At 37.7% G+C, this 25,637-nt stretch carries 24 protein-coding genes and 1 pseudogene; 10 read left to right on the plus strand and 15 right to left on the minus strand.

What is annotated here, in order from left to right; genetic code table 11:
• Positions 1 to 274 precede the first annotated feature (274 nt).
• The 7 genes from J2Z23_RS07170 to J2Z23_RS07200 all read right to left on the minus strand — a co-directional run bounded on the left by J2Z23_RS07170 (position 275) and on the right by J2Z23_RS07200 (position 6,461).
• Positions 275 to 670, minus strand: coding sequence for a Na+/H+ antiporter subunit G (locus tag J2Z23_RS07170; protein ID WP_128738600.1), 396 nt, complete (start codon positions 668 to 670; stop codon positions 275 to 277).
• Positions 663 to 947, minus strand: coding sequence for a Na(+)/H(+) antiporter subunit F1 (locus tag J2Z23_RS07175; protein ID WP_057984503.1), 285 nt, complete (start codon positions 945 to 947; stop codon positions 663 to 665). Before J2Z23_RS07175 ends, J2Z23_RS07170 begins: the two co-directional genes overlap by 8 nt.
• Complete coding sequence (locus J2Z23_RS07180) at positions 947 to 1,429, minus strand: Na+/H+ antiporter subunit E (protein ID WP_057984505.1); 483 nt, start codon at positions 1,427 to 1,429, stop codon at positions 947 to 949. Before J2Z23_RS07180 ends, J2Z23_RS07175 begins: the two co-directional genes overlap by 1 nt.
• Before the next feature lie 389 nt (positions 1,430 to 1,818).
• Positions 1,819 to 3,306, minus strand: a complete 1,488-nt coding sequence (locus tag J2Z23_RS07185) for a Na+/H+ antiporter subunit D (protein ID WP_057984506.1) — start codon at positions 3,304 to 3,306, stop codon at positions 1,819 to 1,821.
• Complete coding sequence (locus J2Z23_RS07190; protein ID WP_057984509.1) at positions 3,299 to 3,637, minus strand: Na(+)/H(+) antiporter subunit C; 339 nt, start codon at positions 3,635 to 3,637, stop codon at positions 3,299 to 3,301. Before J2Z23_RS07190 ends, J2Z23_RS07185 begins: the two co-directional genes overlap by 8 nt.
• A gap of 3 nt (positions 3,638 to 3,640) precedes the next feature.
• Positions 3,641 to 4,063 (minus strand): Na(+)/H(+) antiporter subunit B, encoded by a 423-nt coding sequence (locus J2Z23_RS07195; protein WP_057984510.1) that lies wholly within the window; start codon positions 4,061 to 4,063, stop codon positions 3,641 to 3,643.
• A complete protein-coding gene (locus J2Z23_RS07200; RefSeq protein ID WP_057984512.1) occupies positions 4,050 to 6,461 on the minus strand; it encodes a Na+/H+ antiporter subunit A in 2,412 nt (803 codons plus the stop codon). The genes J2Z23_RS07195 and J2Z23_RS07200 overlap by 14 nt, the downstream gene beginning before the upstream one ends.
• Before the next feature lie 484 nt (positions 6,462 to 6,945).
• Here J2Z23_RS07200 and J2Z23_RS07205 point away from each other — a divergent pair, with 484 nt between their 5' ends.
• Positions 6,946 to 7,617 (plus strand): adenine nucleotide alpha hydrolase family protein, encoded by a 672-nt coding sequence (locus tag J2Z23_RS07205; protein ID WP_057984514.1) that lies wholly within the window; start codon positions 6,946 to 6,948, stop codon positions 7,615 to 7,617.
• A gap of 607 nt (positions 7,618 to 8,224) precedes the next feature.
• On the opposite strand, the gene J2Z23_RS07210 is transcribed toward J2Z23_RS07205, so the two are convergent.
• Positions 8,225 to 8,635 (minus strand): GNAT family N-acetyltransferase, encoded by a 411-nt coding sequence (locus J2Z23_RS07210; protein ID WP_209973567.1) that lies wholly within the window; start codon positions 8,633 to 8,635, stop codon positions 8,225 to 8,227.
• A gap of 237 nt (positions 8,636 to 8,872) precedes the next feature.
• Here J2Z23_RS07210 and J2Z23_RS07215 point away from each other — a divergent pair, with 237 nt between their 5' ends.
• The 4 genes from J2Z23_RS07215 to J2Z23_RS07230 all read left to right on the plus strand — a co-directional run bounded on the left by J2Z23_RS07215 (position 8,873) and on the right by J2Z23_RS07230 (position 13,261).
• Positions 8,873 to 9,583, plus strand: a complete 711-nt coding sequence (locus J2Z23_RS07215) for an EcsC family protein (RefSeq protein ID WP_057984517.1) — start codon at positions 8,873 to 8,875, stop codon at positions 9,581 to 9,583.
• A gap of 26 nt (positions 9,584 to 9,609) precedes the next feature.
• Positions 9,610 to 10,122, plus strand: coding sequence for a GNAT family N-acetyltransferase (locus tag J2Z23_RS07220; RefSeq protein WP_064468381.1), 513 nt, complete (start codon positions 9,610 to 9,612; stop codon positions 10,120 to 10,122).
• Positions 10,123 to 10,567: 445 nt separating this feature from the next.
• Positions 10,568 to 12,538 carry a PrsW family glutamic-type intramembrane protease gene (locus J2Z23_RS07225; protein WP_057984519.1) on the plus strand — a complete coding sequence of 657 codons (1,971 nt, stop codon included), beginning with the start codon at positions 10,568 to 10,570 and terminating at the stop codon, positions 12,536 to 12,538.
• Positions 12,539 to 12,565: 27 nt separating this feature from the next.
• The gene (locus J2Z23_RS07230; RefSeq protein WP_209973570.1) at positions 12,566 to 13,261 is read left to right on the plus strand and encodes a hypothetical protein; all 696 of its coding nucleotides are present in this window, start codon (positions 12,566 to 12,568) and stop codon (positions 13,259 to 13,261) included.
• Between the two features lie 231 nt (positions 13,262 to 13,492).
• Here J2Z23_RS07230 and J2Z23_RS07235 read toward each other — a convergent pair whose 3' ends face one another.
• The gene (locus J2Z23_RS07235; protein WP_057984523.1) at positions 13,493 to 13,684 is read right to left on the minus strand and encodes an antitoxin VbhA family protein; all 192 of its coding nucleotides are present in this window, start codon (positions 13,682 to 13,684) and stop codon (positions 13,493 to 13,495) included.
• A gap of 894 nt (positions 13,685 to 14,578) precedes the next feature.
• Here J2Z23_RS07235 and J2Z23_RS07240 point away from each other — a divergent pair.
• The 3 genes and pseudogenes from J2Z23_RS07240 (at position 14,579) to J2Z23_RS07250 (ending at position 16,830) form a co-directional block, all read left to right on the plus strand.
• Positions 14,579 to 15,337 (plus strand): class I SAM-dependent methyltransferase, encoded by a 759-nt coding sequence (locus J2Z23_RS07240; protein ID WP_057984525.1) that lies wholly within the window; start codon positions 14,579 to 14,581, stop codon positions 15,335 to 15,337.
• Positions 15,334 to 15,942 (plus strand): AAA family ATPase, encoded by a 609-nt coding sequence (locus J2Z23_RS07245; protein ID WP_057984528.1) that lies wholly within the window; start codon positions 15,334 to 15,336, stop codon positions 15,940 to 15,942. The genes J2Z23_RS07240 and J2Z23_RS07245 overlap by 4 nt, the downstream gene beginning before the upstream one ends.
• Positions 15,943 to 15,955: 13 nt before the next feature.
• Positions 15,956 to 16,830 (plus strand): annotated as a pseudogene (locus J2Z23_RS07250) (aminoglycoside 6-adenylyltransferase).
• A gap of 103 nt (positions 16,831 to 16,933) precedes the next feature.
• On the opposite strand, the gene J2Z23_RS07255 reads toward J2Z23_RS07250, so the two are convergent.
• Entirely contained in the window at positions 16,934 to 17,734 is an 801-nt protein-coding gene (locus tag J2Z23_RS07255; protein ID WP_057994044.1) for a nucleotidyltransferase domain-containing protein, read from the minus strand.
• Between the two features lie 213 nt (positions 17,735 to 17,947).
• Between J2Z23_RS07255 and J2Z23_RS07260 the strand changes: the two genes are divergently transcribed.
• The gene (locus J2Z23_RS07260; RefSeq protein WP_057984532.1) at positions 17,948 to 18,343 is read left to right on the plus strand and encodes a VOC family protein; all 396 of its coding nucleotides are present in this window, start codon (positions 17,948 to 17,950) and stop codon (positions 18,341 to 18,343) included.
• A 161-nt stretch (positions 18,344 to 18,504) separates the two neighbouring features.
• Here J2Z23_RS07260 and J2Z23_RS07265 read toward each other — a convergent pair whose 3' ends face one another.
• Together J2Z23_RS07265 and J2Z23_RS07270 are read right to left on the minus strand one after the other, a co-directional pair.
• Positions 18,505 to 19,434 carry an aminoglycoside phosphotransferase family protein gene (locus J2Z23_RS07265; protein WP_209973572.1) on the minus strand — a complete coding sequence of 310 codons (930 nt, stop codon included), beginning with the start codon at positions 19,432 to 19,434 and terminating at the stop codon, positions 18,505 to 18,507.
• Positions 19,435 to 19,988: 554 nt separating this feature from the next.
• Positions 19,989 to 21,557 carry a Vga family ABC-F type ribosomal protection protein gene (locus J2Z23_RS07270; RefSeq protein WP_064468383.1) on the minus strand — a complete coding sequence of 523 codons (1,569 nt, stop codon included), beginning with the start codon at positions 21,555 to 21,557 and terminating at the stop codon, positions 19,989 to 19,991.
• Positions 21,558 to 22,003: 446 nt separating this feature from the next.
• On the opposite strand from J2Z23_RS07270, the gene nagZ reads away from it, so the two are divergent.
• On the plus strand, positions 22,004 to 23,662 hold the full coding sequence (gene nagZ / locus J2Z23_RS07275) for a beta-N-acetylhexosaminidase (protein ID WP_057984539.1): 1,659 nt from the start codon (positions 22,004 to 22,006) through the stop codon (positions 23,660 to 23,662).
• A gap of 316 nt (positions 23,663 to 23,978) precedes the next feature.
• Here nagZ and J2Z23_RS07280 read toward each other — a convergent pair whose 3' ends face one another.
• From J2Z23_RS07280 to J2Z23_RS07290, 3 genes are read right to left on the minus strand one after another with little or no spacing between them, the layout of a single operon-like run.
• Positions 23,979 to 24,386, minus strand: a complete 408-nt coding sequence (locus J2Z23_RS07280; protein WP_057984541.1) for a DUF3021 domain-containing protein — start codon at positions 24,384 to 24,386, stop codon at positions 23,979 to 23,981.
• A complete protein-coding gene (locus tag J2Z23_RS07285) occupies positions 24,383 to 24,841 on the minus strand; it encodes a LytTR family DNA-binding domain-containing protein (protein WP_057984543.1) in 459 nt (152 codons plus the stop codon). The genes J2Z23_RS07280 and J2Z23_RS07285 overlap by 4 nt, the downstream gene beginning before the upstream one ends.
• A gap of 32 nt (positions 24,842 to 24,873) precedes the next feature.
• A complete protein-coding gene (locus tag J2Z23_RS07290; RefSeq protein WP_057984545.1) occupies positions 24,874 to 25,614 on the minus strand; it encodes an ABC transporter permease in 741 nt (246 codons plus the stop codon).
• Between the last annotated feature and the right edge of the window lie 23 nt (positions 25,615 to 25,637).

The following is a 25,637-nucleotide window of genomic DNA, read 5'->3' on the forward strand; positions in this document are numbered from 1 at the left end:
TATGGAATACTGTTGGATTTATACTCTAGGAGGGTCGTACGGTGAGCTCCTCATCGCTATAGGAGACTCCTGTGGGATGGCACCGATCACGGTCATCCCTCAGGAGTTGTCACCTTCAGCTTAAATCAACGACAACGGTTAAAAATCAAGAATGAAATGGTTATAAAACCTATGTTGAATATAAAGTAAAAAGTGCTGTTTTTCAGTGGCATTAATTCTTTCAATTGGCATTCATCCATTTTGTAATAGATTTGTACAAGGAAAAATGCTTTATCTAAGGCCTGATAGGCTCTTGTTCAGAACTAACTTCCGACGCCCTGTTCTGTTCAGAATCTTTCGAATGAAGAACATCTTTTAATTCATCTTCGACAGTAGAATCAGATAATTTAACACCAGAACGATAGGCAGCCCGGATGATCAGATGGCCGGCGACTGGAGAAGTGAGGAAGACAAAGACAATCCCCAGGATCAAGCGGATACTAACTAGAGACTCTGTGAATAAAAAATAGAGGAACGCCCCTACTAATGTGAGGAGGACTGCCAATGTAGAGCTTTTTGTGGCGGCATGAGAACGGGTATAAACATCAGGAAACCGAATAATCCCAACAGCACTAATCACACTAATAATACTTCCAATGAGCATAAGTAAAACAGTGATAAATTCACTCATCTCGTTTCCGTTCAATGATAACACCTCTAACAATAAATTTTGAAAAGGCAATTGTACTAATAAAGGATAGAATCCCCAGAACTAGGATTACCTCTAAAAAGGCCTTCGTTTTAAGAGCAATGGATATGACAGCTATGACGGCGATAAGGTTTACCCCAATCATATCAAGGGCAATGACTCGATCTGGAATTGAAGGACCTTTAATGATTCTGTACAAGGCAATCGCAATCGCGACTACGAATAAGGATAATGTTGTAAATAACATGATGCTGATCATTACCGAGTCACCTCCATAATAGCTTTTTCAAACTTCTCTAAAGAACGCAGTAGAAAATCTTTATATCTTTCAATATCTAACGCATGGATATATAGTGTATCTCCTTCTGGGGAAATCTCCATGACGACTGAGCCAGGTGTTAACGTCAGAAGCATGGAAAGAGTAGTAACTTCCCAATCACTTTTTAATCCCGTTTTATAAGTGAAGATACCTGGTTGAATATCGATTTTTGGACTTAAAATATGCTTCATCACAAGAAAAGCTGATTGGAATAACTCAGAATTAAAAATAAAGATCAGCTTTATAACGTAATAAAATCTTTGTAAATAAAATTGCTTTTTAAAGAAGCGTTGCATTAAAAAGACAATCACAATACCGACGAGATATCCAGCAAAAAATGTAGATAATCGAAACTCATCTTCATCCGTCAGTAGCATCCAAAGAAAGGCAATAAATAAGTTCATAATAAATTGAGCGGGCATATTACATCATCACCTCTTTTTAAAACAAAGTTTAAACTTGGCTAATGTTGGATCTAACTCCGGCGCCTGCATGCGTAAGTTAACATCGATTCACCCTCGGTGTCTAGCTACAGGCGGGAGGTAGGATGCGAGTCCATCGGTGTTGCGACAGGACGTCGCGCTATTAGCCGATGTTCCGCTAAATAACCCAGAATCTATGAAGGAAAAACCACCCTTCCTAGGTTTTGGAACATTTGCGTGTCGATCCTGAGCAACGTCTTCCGCTCTTCCTGGTTCATCGTGTTTTCTTATCTCAGGCCAACAAGCTGTTGGTCACTGAAATTTAGCCTTTGAACCTTGTTATCCGAGTTTGTACGTTGCTAAACAGGCGCTTGTGCTTTTCCGTATCTTTATGGAATTTTCCCCTCAAGAATTGCTTCTACATAGATATGTGGATTCATTAATGTGTGGGCTGCATCACGTACATAAGGAGCAAGATATTCTGTTCCAAATCCTAATCCGACCGTACCGAGTGTTAGAAGAACACAAGGGATGATCCAGCCTTTCCTTAGTGGCATTTCATCTTCTATTTGAATAATAGTTTCGCCCCAAAAGCTATTAAGAAAGACACGGAGTAGAGAATAAAGAACAAAGATGCTAGAAATAATAGCCAATGCTGTAAGGATATAATGGCCAGTGTCGATAGCACCTTTTCCGACCAATACTTTTCCGATAAATCCACTTAACGGTGGGACACCTGCTAATGATAATGTAACGATCAAAAATATCCAACCTAATAAAGGATAATTCCCTATAAGCCCACTCATCCTATCGATTCTAGCAGTCCCTGTTAGAGCAATGATGGTTCCTCCTAATAAGAACAATAATCCCTTCACAATCATATCGTGAATCAAATAATAGATTGACCCTTCGATCGCCTCGGGTGTGGAGACAGCAAGTCCTACTAATATGAATCCAACTGCGATGACGACATTATAAGAAATAATTTGGCGCAAATCTTTAAAAGCTATAGCACCAATACTACCAGCTATTAGTGTAAGACCAGCCATAATGCCGATAATAGTGTGTGTAATCTCAGGCTCATGATAAAATAGCAAGGTAAAGATTCGGAAGAGAGAATAGATCCCTACCTTTGTCAGCAAGGCGCCAAATAAAGCAGCAATTGCTGTAGGTGGTGCACTATAAGATCCTGGAAGCCAAAAGTAAAGCAATAATCCTGCTTTTAAACTAAAGACGACAAGAAATAAAACACTAATAACAGTTAATATAGGTGTTTGTCCAACCTCCGCAATTCTGTACGATAAATGGGCCATATTCAAAGTGCCCAATGTTCCATATAAATAGGCGATAGCTACCAAAAATAGCCAGGAAGATAAGACATTAATTGCAATATACTTAATCGATTCCCGAAGCTGTTTTTTCGTACCACCGATAGCGGCAAGTATGTAGGAGGCCAACAGCATGACTTCAAAACAGACATAGAGGTTAAAGAGGTCCCCTGTTAAAAAAGAACCGTGTACACCAGCAATCATGAAAAAGATAAAAGGGTAAATAAAGTGCTTTTCCAAATTTATATCAAAAGAGTAAAAAGCATAGAGTAAACATATAGCCGAAACAATGGAAGTTGTTAGAACAAGTAACATGGAGAAAGAATCTGCGACAAAAAGAATACCGAATGGTGGCTTCCAACCCCCAAAGTCTAACCTGAGAATTCCTTCTGTTTGTATTTGATTTAACAAATAGATACTTAATCCAATCGTCAAGACCATGGATCCCATACTTAGCCATTTCTGGATTCGAATATGTTGCCGCAAGAAAACTAAGAGAATGCCAGTTAGAATTGGGATGACCATTGGTAAAGCAATCATATTATTCATCACTAATCCCTCTTAATTGATCAAGATTGTCGGTTCCAAGCTTACGATAAGTTCGATAAGCTAACACAAGGAACAAAGCTGTTACAGCAAATCCGATCACAATCGATGTTAAAATGAGGGCTTGTGGAAGGGCATCAGTATAAGCAATTGGCTTTTCTCCAACAATTGGGACACTTCCTGTTTTAAGCCCTCCCATCGTCATAATCAGTAAATGAGCGGCATGAGATAGGATAGCAGATCCTAAAATTACACGAATTAAATTCTTGGAAAGAAATAGATAGGTGGCGATCATAACTAAAACGCCAGCTAGAACGATGATTAACGTCTCCACTTACTACACATCCTTACTAATACTTGAAATAATAGTTACTACAACCCCAACAACGACTAAGGCAACTCCCGCCTCAAATATTGTCACGGTTGTAAGCTCTGTCTCTCCAAGAAGAGGAAGGTGAAAGGAATGAAAAACTTGCTTTAAAAAGGGGGCACCGAACAATAAGGCACCTACACCAGTTGTGACAGCAAGGAAGGCACCTACTGCTGCTACTAGTTTAAAATCAAACGGGATCGCTTTTTGAATTGTATCAATATCAAAGGCAAGACAAAGTAAGACAACAGCGGCTGCCAGAACAAGTCCGCCAATAAATCCCCCGCCAGGACTATTGTGGCCTGACAAGAAAAGATAAACGGCAAGAGTCAATATAATAAACACAACAACTTTAGCGACCGTTTGTAAGATGACATCATTGATCTTCAAGATTTTCCTCCCCCTTTATAGTTCTCCGTTTAATAAGACTATAGACACCAATTCCAGCTATGAAGAGGACGACAACTTCGAGCATTGTGTCGAAGGCCCTGAAATCTCCTAAAATCACGTTTACTATATTTTTTCCCCCTGCAAGCTCATAAGCTCCTTCAAAATAACGGGAGATGGTTTCGAATAAACTCTCACTATTCACGGCTAAAGCAATAAGTATGAATAGACTTCCTACTGAAATGGAGATAACCATGTTGGTGAATTTTGTTTTTCGTTCGGTTTTTCCCTTTTTCCATTCGGGTAGGAAATGATAGCAGAGTAAAAATAAGACCGTTGAGATTGTTTCAACAACAAGCTGAGTAAGAGCTAGATCAGGAGCCCGGAATACTACAAATAGAACAGCAACCATATATCCAAGAACACTATTCAATAGAATGGCGGTGACGCGAGATTTGGCAAATAAGATAGAAACTCCCGCAATTAACATGACAAGCACTATGATCCATTCATATCCCCGGACAGGTGCGTCCCCTGACATATCAAACAAAAAGGCATCTGTGTAAAGAAAGATCCCGCCTGTCACTACAATTAGGAAGAGAAAGATATATACTAAATAATCGCGCAGATAGCCTGTCATATAAAATTTCGTTAAATGGAAAGACCGGGCTTCAGATTTTTCTAATAGATTGTCGTATAAAGTATTAAAGCTCCATTTTGGTGAAAATAGTGAATACACTCCCTTCCATTTTTGGAAGAAAATATATAGGAATGTACCAAATGCTATGACTCCGATCGTCATCCAAATTTCCAATTTCCATCCATGCCAATAGGAGATAGTCTGGCCTAAATCCAGCGTTGGAGTGAAAGTTGGGAAAACACTAAGCATAGCTGGAGTGATGATATATTTCCCCACAATATTAGGGAAAAGGAAAATACCGATCACTAAGACAGCTAATATTACAGGGGAGATTAGCATTCCTATTGGTGCCTCATGTGCTTCATGCTCAAGCTTGTTCTCTTGATAGTTGCCGGCAAAAGTCTTAAACACGAAGATCATGCAATAGACAAAGGTTAAAATACTACCGACCCAGGCGATAATTGGGAAAAGGATCCCCCATGTGTCCAGGGAAAGTAGATCAAGCTGATTAATGTTCAGAACAGACGTAAAGAACATCTCTTTACTTAAAAAACCATTAAAAGGCGGTAATCCAGCCATAGAGAAACTGCCAGCTATAGCGACTGTGAAGGAAATAGGCATAAAGGACATTAATCCACCAAGTCGACGGATGTCTCGTGTTCCTAATTGATGATCTACGATTCCCACAATCATGAAAAGCGCACCCTTAAAGGTAGAATGATTAATTAGATGAAATAACGCCGCAAATGTAGCCAGTGTGAAGAGCACTGATTCTTCTTCTACGCCTAAATGATAAGCGATAGATCCTAAACCAAGCAGACTCATAATTAAACCAAGTTGACTGACAGTAGAAAAAGCAAGCAGTGCTTTTAAGTCTGTCTGTCGAATGGCTCGAAATGATCCCCAGAACATCGTAATAAGGCCAACACAACTTACCAACCAGAACCACAAGGCTTCACCACCAAAAACAGGAGTAAAACGTGCTACCAAGTAAATCCCTGCTTTAACCATTGTAGCTGAATGGAGATAGGCACTGACTGGCGTTGGAGCTTCCATCGCATCAGGTAGCCAAATATGAAAGGGAAATTGTGCCGATTTTGTGAAAGCACCAATTAAAATCAAAATTAAAGCTGGTACGAATAAAGGATGACCAATATATTGATCAATGGAAGCAATAATTTCACGTATACTTGCTGAAGCGGTCATGGAGTAAAGCATGATAAATCCAGTTAGCATAGAAAAACCACCGCTAACTGTAATTAAAAGCGCCTTTTGAGCTCCATTTCGTGAACCTTTTCGGTGATACCAAAAGGCAATTAATAGGAAGGACGAAATACTTGTTAGCTCCCAAAATACATATAAAACAAATAAATTTTCTGAAAATACAACGCCTAGCATTGCGGTCATAAATAAAAGTAAATATACATAGAAAGTGTGAAGAGATTCCTTCGATGATAAATAATAAATGGAATAAAGGATAACCAAGCTTCCAATCCCCGTAATTAATAATCCAAAGATCATGCTAAGACCATCTAGATAAGTCGTAAAGTGAATGCCATAGGTAGGAATCCATTCTATTGTATAGAGATATGTTTCTCCGGATGCAACAGAAGGAATATAACTGGAAATAATGATAAATAGGATGATGGGAACAGCTAAAACAAACCAACCTATATGAAAGGGTAATTTCTTTTTAGAAAGGTACGGTAAGAATAATGCAATTAATAGGGGGATGACTATTGTTATGTTGATTGATAACAATGTGAAACCTCCAATCTTCTTTGCCTCTATGTTGTGAACGCAGTCTTAATCCCCGTAAACACGTTAAAAAGGCAGATAGCAATTTTAATTTTAATATGGACAAAATGGTAAACGTAATACATGGTGACGATGGACTTGACGACTTATAGGATAGTCGCAATAATTAGATGACGTAAGAGGACCCACAGGTTGTGGGTTGAAAAAGCTAGGATGGGATGATGTACTCTTTATCCGTTCTTCCTATACCAAAGCCACTTATACCATTCTTAATCATATCTTTATGGATATAGGACAATGGTCGCCCATATACATTTCTTTATTTTGTGTATACTATATAGAATAGTATACAGGAATCAATTGAGAAACGCACACTAGACGATTCTAGAAAAAGGTCTTTTTTTAATATGAAAGTATGTTATATTGTATCAATAATGAATAAGTGATAAAAAGTTAGGGGAAAGAAAACGAAGAGGTGAAAAGGCTCATGAAAAAGGTAAAGGGTCGTATGGATGAGTGCATTCTTGTCTGTGTTTATTACGGTCCGAACGGGGAGCGTCTTATTAGACGTGGCTCTAAAATAGCGAATATGCTAAATTGTCCTTTATATATATTGACGGTAGACCCACGCCCATATGATGAATTTGACGCGGAAAAATCAGATTATGTGGAACATTGGAGGGAATTAGCAGATGAATTAGGGGCCGAAGAATTTATCTTAAAGGATAATGAAAAACGGCCATCAGCTAAAGTCATTGCCGATATAGCTTACCACTATAATGTTACCCAAATTGTGATTGGTGAGACAGCTCAAAACCGCTGGGAAGAAATTACAAAAGGATCTTTTGTGAATGTGTTATTAAGAGAGATTACTTTCGTTGATCTCCATATCGTTTCAGTGGATCGTACCATTAAAAGCGAAGAAGATGAGATCTACGAAAAGGGAGTTCGTTGTTTTTTAGTAAAGGACGGAGAAGGCGGGTACCAATTAAGCTTCACCTTGTCTAAACGGTCTTGTTTTGAAGGGATTTTCTATAAAGAAATTGGCACAGATTTTAATACGGGAGTTTTTAAAATCGTTGTGAGCGGCAAAAACTGCCAGGTTCATGTAACAGATAATAAAATTATGGAACCAGAAAAGCTTCCAACATGTTCTTAAGTGGAGGGCTGTTTCAAATGGATTATATCCTTTGAAACAGCCTTTTTTCGTTTTATACGAAGTCCGAGCGAGGGCCGCTACATAATTAGAAGCAAGCCATTTATCCTTTCATAAAAAGGTAAATTATTTTTTAGATAATTGGTAAAAAGTGCGAAATGTGATATAGCTTTTGAATGACCTAATATCAAAATGCTTCCTTTTTCACCGGACTATAGATGTAGCCCATACAGAATCACACTGTACAGGATGTACTTGAGTAGACAAAGCAACATGACGTTGCAACTTAATCCCTGCCTTTGCTGAGACCATTGAGAACAATATAGTAGCGCAATTTTATCATTTCTTGATACAACCAGCCTGCATAAATGAAAAACTCTACGGAAAGTAAGAGATATAGCACGAGAGGTCGAAGTATATATGTGGGCCGCAGTAAGAGTTATCATGCTGTTTATAAATGTTTGGACATTTTCATCCATCTCCTATTTGTTAGGGTGGCTAATTACATGTGATATACCGAATGCCCTTTATTTCATCGTCCCAATAAATTGTACAAATAAAGCTAAGGTATCCTGCTTTATATAATCAGATTACGAGGGACTTAATTAAATTATTTCTTTCGGGGTATAATGAAACCATTTCGAATTGTGTTAAATCCAAGTTGAGGGTAATACTCCATTGCGTTAGGTGCGGATAAAAGGATAAGTGCGACTTGATCTCCAAGTTGGTCTTGTAACAAAGATACTAAGTTTTTGCCAATCCCTTGCTTTTGATAGTCTTTGTCTACTGCTAAATCAGACAAATAACAACAATAGCTAAAATCGGTTATCGCCCTTGCTACTCCAACTAGTTGATCACTAGCCCAAGCTGTATAGGTGATATCTGCACAGTCAATCATTCGCTGAATCCGGGGAAGATCATCATACGGTCTTTTGATTCCAGAAGCTTGAAATAATCGTGATAAAGCTTCTGGTGTTAAAACTGCCTTATTAGTGTATTTAATCGTACTCTCTAGGCTCATGTTTGGACTCCTTTTTAGGTAAGCATACAAAGGAAGTTATTTTAATGTCAATGCTTAAAAAAGGGGATAGCTTCATAAAGAGGATTTTTTTGAATGAATCTTTTTTAAAAGAACATTCGTATACTCTGTTATAAGAAAAATAAGAATTTGGCATGTTCCAAACATAGCAATATCTATAAGCGAAAATGAAGGATGTTTTTTAATATTTGAATAAAAAGACAAAAGGATGTGTCGTCATTGGCTGCATATGAAGACGAGGTTAGAGATGAGCTAATCCTGTGGCAAAGAAAAATATTTAAACGATCGAGTCTGTTAAATCGAATGTCGAAAACTACACAAACAAAGGTTAATAGCTTGATTCCAGAAAAAGTCCATAATGTGATCACAGATAGTATAAAAAATATGGTAAAAGCAACACTTGCCGGTTCTAGTGTGACAACGAAGAAGCGAGATTCTATAGAAGTAAATCTTTATGAGCAGGACAAAGCATTGAAACAGAAGCTTTCAACCTATAGAAAAACAGCTGTCGTTGAGGGAGCGGGGACAGGAGCAGGCGGTATCTTGCTTGGGTTAGCTGATTTCCCCCTATTGTTGTCAATTAAAATGAAGTTTTTATTTGAGGCGGCGACGATATACGGATATGACACAAATAAATATGAAGAAAGATTATTTATTCTTCATGTTTTTCAGCTAGCATTTTCTAGTGATGAGAAACGAAAGGAAACATTTGAAACGATTAAAAATTGGGAGTTGAAGAAAAGGGAATTGCTTGATATGGATTGGCGCGTTTTTCAGCAAGAATATCGAGATCATATTGATTTGGCAAAAATGTTTCAGTTAATCCCCGGGATTGGTGCTGTTGTAGGTGCCTATGCGAATTATAATCTTCTTGATCAGCTTGGAGAAACCGCCATGAATGCTTATCGCTTACGCTTATTAGATTGCTGAAATCGGGAAGAGGGAAGGGAAGAATAGTGAAAAAACCATCTATATCAGTTCGCCAATTAGCTAAAAACGACTTTGAGATTATTGAAAAGGCCTTTATGGATCAAGGCTGGCATAAACCAGCCTCCCAATTTGAGCAATATGCTGAGGAGCAAGATAAAGGGGAACGGGTTATCCTTGTAGCTGAATACCTGAACAAGTTTGCCGGTTATGTAACAATTAAATGGAAATCCACTTATCCACCATTTTTGGAGGAAGGGATTCCAGAAATCGTTGATTTGAACGTTTTAATTTGCTATCAAAATAATGGAATTGCAACGGAATTGATGAATGAAGCAGAAAGAATTGTTGCGGATACACACCCTATTATTGGTATTGGTTTCGGGCTTATTAAGGATTATGGTGCTGCCCAACGATTATATATAAGAAGAGGCTATCTACCAGATGGCCGTGGGATATATCAAAATAGAAGGCAACTAAATCGTGGAGACCAAGTATATGTAAACGATGATCTAGCATTATATTTAACAAAATCTTTATAGGAGCCTTAAATACAGTCATTATCCGATAATATCTGCTTAAGTCTAGGCTTTACTATCTTAAGGTTATTATCCACAGTATTTAAGTCAATTTCATCATTGCTTATTAATGATCCATACAACGTTATTGTTAAAGGAGATTAAATTGTTAGTCCATGTATTTCCTTAACTTAGTTGATTGGAGTGGAAGGTGGCGACTCCTGGGGATTAGCGTGACAGGTGAGGATCCCGCAGGATGCCCCCGAAAGCGCCCACCTGAAGCGTAAATCAACGTTGTTCGGATTTGAAGGCTAAAATCTCTATTATGAAATTGATTCTATTTAAGATAAAAATATAATTATATGATGAAATGATACTCTAGCAATCTCAACAATCTGTCTGATCTTCCATAGATGTTTATTCGTGTAACACAGACTAATAAAGTCATTTCAAGACAAGGAGGGACTGCATGCAAGGGAAGATGGGGAAGTTTCGTCATGGAATAAGGTCAACCTTAGATAAGGTTGAAAACACCTGGCAAACTATTGTTGCTAAGTTTCCAATTATTACGTATTTATATATGTTTGTATCGTGGATTTTGGTCCTTTTATTCATTATTAGTCTCTTTTTCTTAAAAGATTCGCGAACAATGACTGTCCAGTTTTTATGGTCCTTTTATGTCATTGTGCAGTTCTGGCTTCTTTGCCGAAGTAAAACATTAACATGGAAACAATATACTCATTTTTTTCTTGCTGGTGCTTGGTTTGTCGTACCGTTAACAGCTGTAGTCGTTTTGCTGATCACTAAGTTATTTGGAGGCACAGCATCTGATTTTTGGAGCATGTCTATTTTAACTCCTATTATGGAGGAAATTCTTAAATTATTGCCACTTGCTGCCTACTTATATTTATCGAGAAGAGCTACTTCTTTAAGTCTTACAGATTATGCTTTAATTGGAGCTGCAACTGGTGCAGGCTTTCAGCTCGTTGAAGAGTTTGTGAGAAGAATTGCATCTGGTAATATGTATGGGTTTACTTTATTGGGAGGGAATGTCCTTCACTGGGATTTCTTTACGCTTTTTCCCGGCTATATGGAAGAAAGTTATTTCCCGACGCAAATGACAGCTAGTCATGCTTTGCTAACTGCTTTGATCACACTTGGAATTGGTTTTGCTCTAAGATTTAGAAAAAAGCTAAAGAATTATATATTTATTTTGCCTGGCTTTTGTTTATTCATTGCCATAATGGACCATGCTTTGTGGAATGGCAGCTATCAATTTCCTGATTGGATTAGAGCTTTCCATGGGTTATTAGGGAGCGGTTACCAAACAAAAATTTGGTTTTTAATCATGCTAGGCATTGCTCTGTTGATTGATTATGCGGATTTTAATCGGGTGCGTGATAAACTCCCACTGTTATCGTATGAGAAAATGATTAATCCATTTTCTGAAATTTGGAATTTAATGATCTCTTTATTTAAAAGCAGACAGCAATACGGCTATTTGCTACATTTTTACCGGGAAAGAAGAGAACTAGGTTTAACTTTATTGTATGGGAATAAGGAAGCAAAAGAAGAGCGCCTTCCAATTTTAAGAGAAAATACACTTAAATATTTTGAGGTATTACTTGTTCTCCTAGCTTCCTTCCTTATTGTTTTCTACTATTTTGCTTGGAATCAAGTATCCTTTGGCTATGAGTCATGCTTTGCTTGCTTGTTTGATCATTTGCAAAGCTGGTGGGATCGCTTATCAGGATGGGAAAAAGGAGCGATTATTGCAGGTGCTTTTTCCTTAGTTGTTCCATTCCTAGGTGTCTGGTCTGCGCTAGTTGCTGTTTCAACAGGGATTGGGCTTGCTTCAAGTGGGAAAGAGCTTGCGGATATTATTCGAAATCCTAAAAAAATGCTGACACCTGAGTATGCTGCAGCATCTTTGCTTACCATCGGTATGAGTCGATTGCCTTTTGGCAAGATTATTTCCAAAAAAATATTGAAGGCACCAAAAGGGATGGAACGGTTTGAGTTAACCACTGCTGGAGGTTTAACCTACAGGACATCGATTGGTTCAAATGGTGAGCTCCGTTCTGTATTTGCTAAAATTGAAAAGCACCATTTAAATACAGGGACCGTGACGAATCAAGCAGCTCGTGATTATGTAAGGAAACTCGGGAAAATGACAGATGATGCAGGTCATGCGATTGGAAATCGTCTCGGTGGCCTGGGAAATATGAATTCTGGAAACCTTTTTCCGCAAAATAGTCGGGTCAATAGAGGTGCTTTTCGCGCCTTCGAAAAATTAATTGCTGATGAAGTTAAAGCTGGGAAAAATGTCTTTGTTCGGGTTGTTCCTAAGTATACAGCCGGTTCAACAAGGCCTTATGAAATATTGTATCAAGTCCGAGTGAATGGAGAAACGATATCCCGCATTTTTCCAAATCCATAACAAAGTTGAGCAAAAGGAGATGATGGAATGTCAGGCTATACTTTAAAATTAGATAATTCTGGGCAAGTGCAGAAAGAAGATGATCTATCTTTTATTGGGGGACAGCCGAGAATCCCAGAAAATTTAGATATTCCAAGTTGTTCATTATGTGGATCTGAACAAACTTTCTTTTTTCAAATTGCCTTTCCAGAAGGGCATTCATGGCAAGAGTTCTCAATGGCTGTTTTCCAGTGTACAAATTGTGCGAATGAAGAAGAGCTAATTCCAGAGATGCTCGATGTTCCTTTAAAAGGGGCCGATATCCCCAAGGAATTTTTGAAAAATTATCAACGCCATTTTAGAATATTGGTATTTCGAACCTCGGCTGCGATAAAGCCCCGACAAGATTATCAAGAGAAAATAATGTTTAAACGTTGGGTGTTTGAAACTACTACTAAAAAAGATGAAATGAACAAAGTGGGAGGTCAGCCTCTATGGCTTATAGAAGATGAAGCCCCAGCTACTTATAATGGTGAGATTTCTATGACTTTTCTTATGCAATTAGGTGAGGGATTTGAGTTTGAACTCACTGAAAACGCCCCTCCACAAATGCGGATTGGCTTAAGAGGGGATCCAGAGCCTTCACCAAACCGATATTATGAGCTTTTCTTAGCTAATCAGCTTTACTTCTTTGGAACAACGGAAATGACAGATCCTATGGTCTATGTAGTAACCCAAATATAGCTACAGCTTGCTTACTGCTGGATTTACGGTAGCGAGGTTGTCAATGTAAAATGGCATTATCCTTCGGGACATTATGGCAAACTTATATTGACAACCTCCTATATGGATCTCCCACCAAAGCCTACCGAGCCCAAAAATAAAGAGGCTAACCTAGCAAATCTATTCCTAGTGCAAAAATACACACAAACGGTTTTGAGTGTGTTTAAAACAACTGTGTCACATACTTGTGTCTCATTTGCTGTATTTATCAATAATTTTTCTTTGCAAATCATCAAGCTCGATTTCACCGTTCACATACATTTGTAATAAAGCCTGATTTTCTTTTGTCAATGGTTCAGCTCCTAATGAATTAATAGCTTCAGCATTCGCAACTAGTTTTTCTCTTTCTGCTTTTGTCGTATTGGCAATACAGTAGTCTTTCACCTTTTATCATCCCTTTACGAATAATGTAATTATGAAGCCCAAATGCCAGTAAACCATTAAACCGCTCTATTTGTTCCTCGCTTTACTTTGAAAGTGCTCCATTTACTTTGGGCCTTCACCTAACTAACAGCCTGTCTGGCTATGTTTAATTTTTCGGATAGTGCTTCTTAGATCATCCTTTCCATTTCGGACCTTTCTTCTTAAAATCACTACTGCTTTTTTGTCCTATTAGCCGTTAAATGCATTCTATTAGCTGTCGGACTCAGCCTATTAGCCATTGTATGCGCTCTATTAGCCGTTACTCTCGTTCTATTAGCTATTGGCTTTTTGTAGAGACGATTTTGCACCTATGATAGCCATTCTTCTTAAGTTTAAAAAAGTTATTCACCAAATATCATATGTTTGCACCGATTATGTTAAGTATCTTTATTGTAGGTGTTCTATACATTAACAAAGGCATTTTGTTAATTGTTGCGTTCATATTATTTCTGCTGTAGTGCTACGATATTGAGGATTTAATATTCGATAATCTTAATTGTACCTATGTTTGTTTTATTATCAAACAGAGAGGTTATTACAGACATTTTCGAAGGGCGGACGATCTCCTCAGTCTTTTGTTGGAGGTCATTAAAAGGCTTTGGTTATATGGGATGTTGCTAACTTTTGCTTACTAATCTATGGGAGAAAATCAGAATGTCAATACTAATTGAAATTTCATTTTATCATTATGGAGGGGAATTTAGTTTTTTAGAGAATAAGTAAAGATGGATCTAACAGGAGATTTCCTACAATGTTGCTTGGATAGGAACACAAAAAAGTAGGCGAATAAAAAGGTGTTACTTGTTTTTAAAGAGTATGCTCATACGTGCATATATGAAAGAAGGTAAAAATAAAATGTTTAGCTATTATGGCAAGCTTAGTACAGAACTTTATGATTTAACCAAACCGGTTGGACGGTCGATCAATGGAGATATCGAATATTATCTTAAGCGATTGGAAAATGTAGATGGCAGAGTATTGGAAGCGGGGGTTGGTTCTGGCAGATGCCTTATTCCACTTTTAGAAAATGGTTTTGTAGTAGATGGGATTGATTATTCTCCAGAAATGCTACAGTCTTGCCGCAACCGATGTGAAGAACGAGAATTGGCTCCCGAATTATATGAAATGAGACTAGAGAATTTTGCTCTTTCCCAACAATATCAATCAATTATTATGCCAACAGGCACCTTTTGTCTGATTGAATCCCGGGAAAAGGCGATCACGGTATTAAAGAATTTTAAACGGCATCTAGCGAGTGGGGGGCGTATCATCATAGATTTATTGCTTCCTTATGATTTCAAAGAGGGAGAGATTTCAACAGAAGTATTTTCACTTCCTAATGGGGAGGGCATCACATTAGAGAGTAAATCCATTCAGATAAACTGGGTGAAACAACGGACAACTACCCTTTTAAAATATGAAAAGTGGAAAAAGGGCCATTTGCTTGAAACAGAACTACAAGAGTTACAATTAAGCTGGTATGGGATCGAGGAATTTACATTGCTTCTAAAAGATTTGGGCTATAAAAATATTATTTGTTCCTCAGGTTATGTATTTGGAAAGTCCCCAACAGCACCCGATGAAATCGTAACGTTTGAGGCAGAGATAGGATGATTATTTGGATTAACGGCACATTTGGGAGTGGGAAAACGACCACAGCTTATGAGCTACAAAGAAGAGTAGAGAAAGCTTTTGTCTATGATCCCGAGAGATTTGGTTATGTATTGATGGCCAATGTGCCGAAGGAGATTTCAAAGGGGGACTTTCAAGATTATCCATTATGGCGAGAGGCTAACTATCGCTTATTGAAACAGGTTGCTGAGGAATATGCCGGGATCATCATTGTACCGATGACTGTAACAAATGAACTTTATTTTGCTGAAGTGATTGGGAGATTAAGAGCAGAGGGGATTAATGTTCTGCATTTTACGTTGGCCGCCTCTAAATCGACGATCCAAAAACGTCTATGGAAACGTTGGGAAGGGAAGAACTCATGGGCATTTCAACAAAGCCATGAACGTCTTAAAGTCTTAGAAAGTGATCTGTTCAAGGAGCATATCCAAACAGATGAAATGTCAATTGGGGAAGTCGTGGAGAGCATTGCTAAATTATCGGGAATTGAATTAATACTAGATCATCGAAGGGGCTGGCAAAAGAAACTTGATCGACTTGCTATAAAGTTAAAGGAAATTGGTTTCCTCAAACAGATGAAGGGATGAATGAAGATTGAAAATGCGCACAGAAGAAGAAATGATGAATCTAATTGTCGGTACTGCCCAAGAAGACGAGCGTATCCGTGCAGTTGTGATGAACGGTTCACGCACGAATCCACGGGCCCAGAAGGATTGTTTTCAAGACTTTGACGTTGTCTATGTTGTGCGAGATTTGGCTTCTTTTACAAAAAATCACCAATGGGTCCACCGTTTCGGGGAGATTATGATTATGCAAATGCCAGAGGAGATGTCTTTAATCCCTCCAGATAATAATGGGATTTTTGTCTATTTAATGCAGTTTACCGATGGGAATCGAATTGATTTGACTTTGATTCCAGAGGAAAAGATAGATAAAATGCTTGGTGAGGATAGCTTAAGTATTGTTCTATTGGACAAAGATCATATGTTGCAGACATTTCCACCTGCTAGTGACAATAATTACTGGATATCCCCCCGACGTCTAAACAGTTTGCCGATTGTTGTAATGAATTTTGGTGGGTTAGCACTTATGTCGGCAAAGGGATCTGGCGTGAAGAACTCTCCTATGCAAAGGAAATGATGGATGTTCCTGTCAGAAATATGCTTATGCAGATGCTGGAATGGCGAATTGGGATAGACACGGATTTTTCGGTAAGTGCAGGGAAAAGTGGAAAATACTTTAAGCATTACCTTGATCCTGAAACATGGAAGCATTTTGTTGAAACCTACCCAGATGGAGAGTATGACAATATGTGGAAATCCCTTTTTAGGATGGGAGACTTATTTAGAACTTCGGCGCAAAAGGTCGCTAACCATTTTAAGTTTGAATATCCTGAGAGTGACGATGCAAAGGTGACAGCTCATTTACAGCATGTTCGCTCCTTGCCAAAAGGTGCCAAAGTAATGTATAGCTAAAATTTGCTGTATAAATTGTTCGTCAAACCAATCATTAATATGCAACAAAATGCATGGATGGATAAATAGGGATGAGGTGTCATGTTTATCCACCCACGATTCCCTATGTACCTTCGAACAAGTCCCTTATAAATTCGTCTAGCATTTCTTGCTGTTTTAATTGAATAGCTGATTCACTAATATTGATTACAGAAAAATAGAGGGACAGAACGTCTCTAAGAAGCTGCTGCATACTATATTGCTCTAATTTTACTTCATACGTCCTTTGTAATTTCTGTACGTGCGGATCGGTAATATGATCTATGGATTTCTCGAAATCATAGTGGATATGGTGTTTTTGGCAGATAAACCGGATGATGTGACAGCGAATAAAGTCAATTTCTCTAATGGCTTGAATATATTGTTGCCGCTTGATTGCGATAGCGGAACTTCTGAAAAATTGCCAAATAAAAGTAAGCGAGTCTTCGATCATTTCCTCCAGGTTTTGATGAGTATGAATTTTTAGCGATTGAACTAGTTTCTTTTCGAGTTTATTAGGGTCTCGATCAAAGAGAACAAGCCAATTTGGTTTAGTGGCTCTTAGTTTATTTAACGACCAGATGCCTAGATCAAGTCCTAAATAATTATTGAAAAGGAAGCAGGTAACAAAAATATCAGGTTCATGTTGATACACTTTTTCTTCTAAAATCCTATATTGGGTGTGTAAATAGGTCTGTAGCTTGTTTTGAACAGTCAAGACTTTTTGGCTGTTATTTACAACAACTAATAGGTCAAGATCTGAATATTGATCACGATAACCTGTCGCTCCAGAACCAACGAGCAATAACCCTTGCACCTCATCCAATTGTTTGCTGAAATGTTCAATCTTCTGCTTTAAAAGTTCACGTTCTTCGTTATTATACATATATCATCACCTGTTTTGTTTAAAATAAAGGAATATGGGTACTTAAACAAAATCACTTGTATAAATTACTTTGATTAATACTATTGTTTTCGGGATACAGTTTCAATACTCCTTCCCTTTTTATTATGTTACTAGAGTGTTGTGGCAAATTTTTTGACGTGTAAGCGATAAAAGAGTAATCTATGCTCATAATTATATGAGGAGGTTTTTGATATGAAGCGAATGGTTCCCCATTTAAGGATTGAGAATTGTAAAGAAGCGATTGAATTTTATCAGCAAGTGTTCGGTGGCGAAATCCAAAATGCGCAATTGGCAGATGAGATCGAGATGTTTAAAGGACATGAGGGCAAATATATTCATGCAGAGCTTCATATCAATGATACGTGTGTACTTTATTTTGCGGATGTCTTTGATCAACAAATATCCAATGGAAATGCAATATTATTGGGGCCTGATTTGGATAGTGAAGAGGAAATCAATAAAGTGTATGAGGCGCTATCTAAAGAAGGACAAATCCAAATGGAGCTTCAAGATACTTTTTGGGGAGCAAAACATGCGATTGTGAAAGATCGATATGGCATCATTTGGGAATTAAACTATTCTAAGTAAGAATGCATTAAAAACTTCCCTTTTCTTTCCATGTTTCAAGTAATGATGATCTAAAAGTGACATAATTTTAAGGGAAGTCAATAAGTTTAATGGCTGTTCAAATTTTATTGGACAGCCATTTTATAATAAAATTGTGAACATCTATAATGGTTTTTTGGGGGTCATTCCTTTAGCAAGGCAATTACTCTATTCCTCATATAATTATAGGCACCCTTGTCGTCTTTTTTAGCATAGAAGCGCAGACCATCAATTCCTTTCAACAATAAATAGCAGCGAAGCCTTTCTTCAAAATAAGGAATATTTTTACCACTCTCGATCCACGACTTTCTGACACGCTGCGGAAACTCAAGATGTGGAGCCCAAAAGTGTAAACCAGCAAGATCAAACATAAAATCCCCGTACATAGCCATTTCCCAATCAACTATTCCTGTCACTTTCTGTCCATCAGAAAGCATATTGCCGAGATGAAAATCACCATGTACAAGATGGGGCTCTACAGGGGAATATTCCGCTAAGCTCATCATTGTGTTAAAACCTTCGGTAAATAAGGTTTTCTCTAAAAAACTAATGGTATATAAATTCGTCCAATTATGATGGAATCCTAGTTGAGCTGGATCAAAAAAATGCATTAACGCTTCTTGCCAACTTTTTTGGCTAGCTATTCCCTTTTCTGTAAGTGTACCAAAACCAATGTTTGGATCAATCGGGATTTGACTCATATATGTAAAATGATCTGTGAGTTGATTCAATATAGAGTCTACTTTATTTTCTTCATCCCATTTACTTATTGGTTGCCCTAATGCCTTTTCGCTAATCGCATAATACATACCAGAAAGGCTTCCGATTTCTATTAATTTGGGGATGGGAAGGGCGGCAGAAGAGTAAGTTTCAAACATATATTTTGCTTTATCGAACGAATAGCGATCGCGTTTAAAATGAATCACATATTCGTTTTGTTGATGGTTAAAGCTGAATACTCGACTAAGCTCTCCCATCTCAATCGCTGTTACATTGGTTACTTGTTCCTTAAAAAGGTCAGTTAATTTGTCGGTTGCTTCATGAATGTCCATATCTAATTTAAAAGATGGCATGTTAACACTTCCCTCATTTATTGGAGATGTTATACCTATATTTTTTAATAAATAATTGAATATGATAAAGACTTTTCATCTTAGGAAGCCTTGAGATATAGCGCGAATACCACGAATATGCCCCATTTCGTAGATAGCTAATGAGCCTAACAGGAAGTTACCCATTTTCCACTCGCTAATTTGTTGTGTGGTATAAAGAAACATAGAATCACACTATTTTCTTATTGGTAAGAGTGCATATAGCGTTACTTAGTTCGATAAAAACATGAACATACAAATTCAGTAAGAAAGAAAATAGACAACCCTGAAATAAGCATTGCAAATGAACTCTGAACGAGCGACACACCTTGAATCTGTTCAAAAATGGCATTCACAAAAAGAAGTAAACTCCAAAAAATAAAGGTAGTGAATAAGGCGGTATGAACGGCTTTAGGGTGAAAGTTAGGATTCGGTTTGAAAAACATAGGACAGCCCTCCTTTAAAAATGAAGCGTAGGTTGATTGCAAAATTTGTAAATAATATCCGTGATAAAGATGGATCACGGATATTATCGTCTACAATTCCAATTTGCGTTTTTCAGCCAATAACTGTTGAAATTCCGCTTCTAACTCTTGTGAAGGTTCGATGCTTAGTCGGCTGAGGACATCGGTTATTTTCGTCTCTAGCAAAAGTCGTTTATCTTCTAAAGTATCACGCTTTGTACTTATATTAACTTGTTTGTATTCTTTATAACTTCCATCAAAAAGCTTTAATTCCTGCTTTTCTATAGATAATATTTGATTTGCGACCGATTCAATAAAACGACGATCATGGGAAACGAAAATGACAGTTCCGGCATAGCCTTGGAGCAACGACTCTAATGCCTCAACGGCTTGAAGATCAAGGAAGTTAGTCGGCTCATCCATGAGAATGGTATTAATATCACTCACGAAAATTTTGGCGAAGGCAACTTTTACGCGCTCACCCCCACTTAAGACAGACACGTTTTTATATACATCTTCACGAAAAAAATGTAGTCTTGCAAGCACAGTACGAATTAAACTTTCCTCTTGTGTGGAAGTTGAACGAACATTTTCCAAAATTGATTGGTCGAGTTGTAAAATATCTAGGTTCTGACTGAAATAACCAATTTTCACTGCAGGTGAAAAGTATATCCCTTGCTTTTGCTGAATCAATTTTTTCATAAGTGTTGTTTTTCCACTACCATTCGGACCAATAATGGCTAATTTATCACCACCTTTGACTTGAAAGTGGGCTGAATGCCAAAGTACTCGTTTTCCGACCACTCCTGGAACATCTTCTACCCTTAAGACAATTCGTCCGGTAAAAGTTTCTTCATTCGGGAGATTCATTTTTATGGCGGGCGGTTCTTTTACCTTTTCCACTTTTTCTAACTTCTCTAAACGAGTCTCAATCGCTTTAGCTGTTTGGCGGAGCTTTTTTTGCTTATTGGCAAAATAAGGCTTTGCCCCCGTAATTTTGGCTTCAGAAGCACTTGTTTTTTTAGGGAGCTTTGTGGCTCGAGCTGCCTTTTGCTCTTTTAATACAAGCGCTTCCTCTAATTGTTGCTTTTTCTTTTCATATTGCTCATAAGCACTTTCTTGTTGTTTTCGTTCTATTTCCTTTTGTGTAACATATTCGGAATAGTTTCCCTTATACTCTTTGATCTTACCCTCGTTCAACTCCCAAATAGTTGTGCAAAGGGCATCGAGGAATTCACGGTCATGGGAGACAAGAATGAACGCTCCTTGCCATCTTTGTAGTTGTTTTTCAAGCTTCTCAATATGTTCTGTGTCTAAGTTGGTTGTTGGTTCATCAGCGAGTAAGAGGTCAGGTTTCTTAACCAATGTCTGATTAATATAATCCTGTGTCACTTCACCTCCACTTTTAGTTGTATTCGTCTTTTTTAGTTGAGGAAGGAGTTCACTATTAGCATAAGAGTGGACTTTCCCTGATTCAGGTTGCTTTTTTTGAGCTAATAGTTCTAATAAGGTTGTTTTTCCGCATCCGTTCCTCCCAACTAAGCCAATCCGATCTTTTGCTTGAACCTGTAAGTGCTCCGTCTTGATTAATAGGCGATCTTTTACATAATACTTTAGTTCAATTGCTTCTAATAGCATCAAATCATCTCCATCTTTTTAAATTCGGAGACAAAAAAGCCCCCTATTTTAGTCAGAATAGGAGGCATACGGGTAATACAAAAAGAGACACTGGTCCCTAATTTTCCCAATGTGTAGTACCAATCCTATTCTGAAAAGATCGTTCGAAGACATGTGAAAGAAGACAGATGAAAATCTGTTCTTTACAAGTTTCGTTCGATTGTTTTTCAAAAAATAGGATTAGTACTTCATCTAATTGGGTCACCCTTCCGTTTTTAGTTATTGCTAATGTAGCAGTTTAGAAAGAGAAAGTCAATGTTATATAAAAAGAAATCCCCCCTTGTTTAAAGGCCTATAATTTTATAAAACTTGAGATACCGTGATTTTTATTAAGAGATGGTTTATGAGGGTTCTATAAAGAAAGGAAAACTAGTATAGTCTAAAGAAAGTCCATAATGGGGTTGATGCAAATGACAAAAAAGGTGCTAATTTGCTTAGCTGTTCTTTTGCTGGGAATGTCATCCTATTTAGCTTGGCAGAGCTGGAAAGAACAGTCCGTTCCTAATAGTAGAGAGAATCAAGAAGAATTAATCAAGGCGATTTTTCGGGAAGCCCGATTTGGAAAGATTCCAGGAGCTCCCTTAATCGCCGGCAAATCTAGTCTTCAAGAAGTTGATCAGCTTTGGGGGGACCCTGATCAAATTGATGGACTAGCCGCAGGGATATATCAGCAGTATCAAAGTCCAAAAGTTACCTTAGGCTTGCGAGCAGATCGAGTTGTAGATATCCGTTCTTATGCCCCTGAGCTTAACTTTATTCGTTTAGAGACCATTGAAAAATTAAAAGGTGAACCTGATGAGGTTCGCTATTATCAAGATAAAAATGTCGATCAAGTTATCTTAGTATATAACGTATCTAAGAGTGAACAGTTGAAATGGATATTGCCAAAACCGACAAAATCAGTGCCTAATCCTGCTGTTGATCATATCTCGCTTTATTCAGATTCAACCAAAATCATAAAGGAGCAAAAGGGTGTGAACAATCAACTGAAGGCTATGAATATACGTGAAAAAATTGGCCAAATGATTTTTGCAGGTACGGATGGAGTGGAATTGGACGCGGGAACGAAAGAACTTATTACACATCATCAAGTTGGTGGCTTCATCTTCTTTGCAGCTAATCTGCTGGACACAAAGCAAATGATCACCTTATTAAATGATATAAAAAGGGAAAACGTGCAAAACCCATTTCCGCTTTTCTTAGGGGTTGATCAGGAGGGTGGAAGAATTTCAAGATTCCCTGATAATATGATGACTTTGCCAACGAATGAGGAAATTGGCATGTTGAATGACGTTGCTTTTTCCTATGAAGTAGGGCAGGTACTTGGCGACCAGGTGAAGGCATTCGGATTTAATCTTGATTTTGCCCCTGTACTAGATGTTAATAGCAATCCGAACAATCCAGTAATTAATGATCGTTCGTTTGGTTCCGACCCTCAGCTTGTGAGTCGGCTAGGGATCGAAACGATGAAAGGTATTCAGTCACAGCAAATCATATCCGTAATCAAACATTTTCCTGGACATGGGGATACGGAGGTGGATTCCCACCTGGATTTGCCAATCATTGAGAAATCTGTCAAAGAAATGGAACAAATAGAACTGCTCCCATTCTATAAGGCAATCCATGACGGAGCTGATATGGTGATGGTCGCTCATATTTTGCTTCCGGAAATTGATCCTACATATCCATCATCTATGTCCAAAAAAGTGATTACCAATTTATTGCGAGACCGACTTGATTTCACAGGTGTTGTTGTAACTGATGATATGACAATGAAGGCAATAACGAATCATTATGAGATGGGGGAAGCTGCTGTCCAATCTGTAAAGGCGGGAAGTGATGTAATTCTCATTGCCCATGAGTATGATAATGTCAAAAATGTGATTGAGGCCCTCGTTCAAGCGGTAGAAACGGGCGAATTGAGTGAGGAAAGAATTGATGAAAGTGTGCGTAGGATTTTGCAGTTAAAAAAGAAATATAATCTGGAAGATCAACCTGTTGAAAAGGTAGATGTAGAGAGTCTAAATCATTCGATAGAAGAAGTATTGGAAAAGTATAGCGAAGAATGAGGCTGGAACAAAAATGTTTTCACCAAAGAAAAACCGAACAAGTAAGTGCATATAACTTGCTTCGGAATTATACTTCGCTTTCCGGGCGGCTGGTGAGCCTCGGGCCGGCAGGATGCCACAGTTTTAGCCTTCTTAAGTCGCACTCCATGATCGCACCGATGCCTTTTCAATGAACACGTTGTTCTAGTGTCGGCATTGGTCACAGGACGTGATCAATGCCGACCTACCGCAAGAGTTTTTCTAATGCTATGGTAATGCATCGTTTGTCTTTCCTGCTTAGCCATTTTTGTTATGTCCCAGCATTTATCGGATTTTATTAAATTCTTAATAAATCATCATTAAGCTTTTTCGCTTCATTCCGGAAGTAAAGATAAAATCCAATCCATATGCAAGCATAAATAAGAAGGAATAACCCAGCAAACAATAGGGCGCTTTTTAGATTAAAAGGGATCCAGCCAACACTAAAGGATAAAATGAAGTAAAGGATAGCCACTGAAACAAAATGCAGGGCAGTTTGTAGTGGTAATTTTAGTGATTTTATTTCAAAGAAAAGTGGTGTAACTGAGAAGAACCAGCCACAAAAAAGACAAGCAAGAGAATTTTTTAGGAAAAGTTGACCATCTAACAAATCCGCTCCCTTGAAATAAATGATATTGGTAAGTAAAACAGCCATGAAGGCCCCGAATAAAATGCCCATTACACTTTGAAATAAAAATTTCTTCATCCGTTTTTCCTCCTATTCAATTTAAGTGATTCTTTAATGTTTTTTACATAGTGCCGTGTCACGTACTCCTTGGCACCAGATTTAAAATGGACACAGAGTGTTCCATTAAAAGAAGGTTCAAATCGACTTAATTCATGCAGATTAGCGATTACCGATTTTGATAAACGTACAAATTTGGAAGAGGGAAGGATCTCTTCTAATTCATACAATTTTTCTTTTAACTTGAAAGATCCAGCTGGTGTCACGGCGACAACGGTTTCCGCCTCTGTATGGAAATAATGAATATCGTTGGGCTTTAATATATGTTGCATTTCGCCATCTTTCCCAATAATAAACTCTGTTTCCTTTCCCTTTAAAAAGTCTAGAATTTCTTGAATTGAATCATCAAGTTCCTTGCAATGAATGGTCACCTTTGTTTGTTCATGATCTTGGTCGATGTCCAAGGATATCTTCATTTATATCGTCCCCCGCCATTTTTCTCCTTTCATTATACGGTTTTTTTTCGTATTTGAATGATAAAGTACGAAATAATTAGAAGGAATAGAATATAGCCAATCGATAAGAAACTATCAATATGAAAATCGAACTGTCTATTCCAAATATCGATAAATAAATGATTCATATGATACAGGGGGTTAAAATGAGCGATAATTTGGATGAACTTAGGCATCATTTGAATCGGGAGAGCAAAGTCCCCAGTAAACATGACAACTTGAAAGAGTACGATCGAGAAAATTAAGGCATTTTTCATATTTTGGAACAAGGAATAAACAGCAGATGCAATTAAGAGCAAGATCGCATTGAGTAGAATAAAGAAGATGTAGGAAACAAGCGATCCCAGTAAGTGAAAAGGTAAATCATAGATGAAAATACTGAGTAACTGAATCATAATATAGCCAAAACTAGTGATGATCGTAGACTTGAGAATATTGGAAATCATTATTACTTTTTTAGGGACAGGTGAAAGTAACACTCTTTTCTCCACTCCGTTTGTACGATTCATCACTTGTTCAAATCCAAAAGCAAAGAAAATAACGGAAAATGTAATGAGTAAGATAAATGACGGTGTGTATGTTTCCGCATAGCTTAAGCCGCCTGTATACGAATTCTCCCCGAATAATTGCCCCATAAAAATATAGGTCACAGGGGGGATAATAAGTGAAAAGACTAAGTAAAAAATTTCTCTTGAAAACATTAGTAAGTCATAACGTAATTGTGTAAGTAACATGAAAAATACCTCCTAATTTTTAA

Source organism: Lederbergia galactosidilytica, from assembly GCF_017873565.1.
In the GTDB taxonomy this organism is placed as follows: Bacteria; Bacillota; Bacilli; order Bacillales; family Bacillaceae_C; genus Lederbergia; species Lederbergia galactosidilytica.